Here is a 784-nt window from a genome sequence, read left to right as displayed (position 1 = left end):
AAAAAAAATAACCCGGCACGAGGCCGGGTCAAAATGGGGTGACACTGTCACCCCCGAACGTGATACCGCCTGTCAGTCAGAAGCAACCGGTGATATTCCCCGATGCTGCTCCATAACCTTGTCCAGACCGGCACTGCGATGTGCCGCAGCGGCTTCAGCCAGTTCGCGATTCTCGTCACGGATCTGTTTAATGTGCCACCAGATCCAGAAAACCACCCCGGCAATGGTCAGCAACATTTCGCTGCCAACAAAGGGATAAATAGCCCCAATCGTGTCAGGATTGGCCCATGAACTGATTCCTGTAGACATAATAGTCTCTCCTATTCAGTTATTTATTGATGTACTGTCTTTCAACAGTTTCGAACTCAGATTCGGTCTTGGCAAAATATGGGTACATATCCAGCCCCCGATAGGTATCAGCACCAGCCAATTCAACCTCACGTGGCTCACGCAGAATACCCATTTTCTGGAACAGCTTGGCCAGCAGGTATGTGGGCAAGAAACCCAACAGACCGAACATAATAAATGCACCGATCAGGTTGCCCAGTGGATTAACAGCCGGGTAACCGTCTTCAGTTACACCAAACCAGCCAACACTCTCTACCCACCAGCCACTCAGATCAATCGGCGCGGCAGCTGGATAGCCCCATAACATAAAGCCAGCAACAATTACCCCGAAAGTACCGGCATAACCGTGCACCGCTACGGCACCGACTGGATCGTCAAGTTTGAAACGACGTTCCACCCAGAAATGCAGTTTGTAGGCAATAACGGCTGCGACGGC

The 784-nt window shown here is 51.1% G+C and carries 1 protein-coding gene and 1 pseudogene; both read right to left on the bottom strand.

What is annotated here, in order from left to right; translation table 11 throughout:
• Nucleotides 1-72: 72 nt before the first annotated feature.
• Complete coding sequence (locus B3O33_RS11400) at nt 73-309, bottom strand: hypothetical protein (protein WP_292361793.1); 237 nt, start codon at nt 307-309, stop codon at nt 73-75.
• Between the two features lie 19 nt (nt 310-328).
• Nucleotides 329-784 (bottom strand): annotated as a pseudogene (locus B3O33_RS11395) (hypothetical protein); the annotation flags it as partial.

Source organism: Methylophaga sp. UBA1464, assembly GCF_002325665.1.
Classification (GTDB): Bacteria; Pseudomonadota; Gammaproteobacteria; order Nitrosococcales; family Methylophagaceae; genus Methylophaga.
The sequence above is the reverse complement of the archived record's forward strand: the minus strand, read 5'-3'. Positions and strand labels throughout refer to the sequence as shown.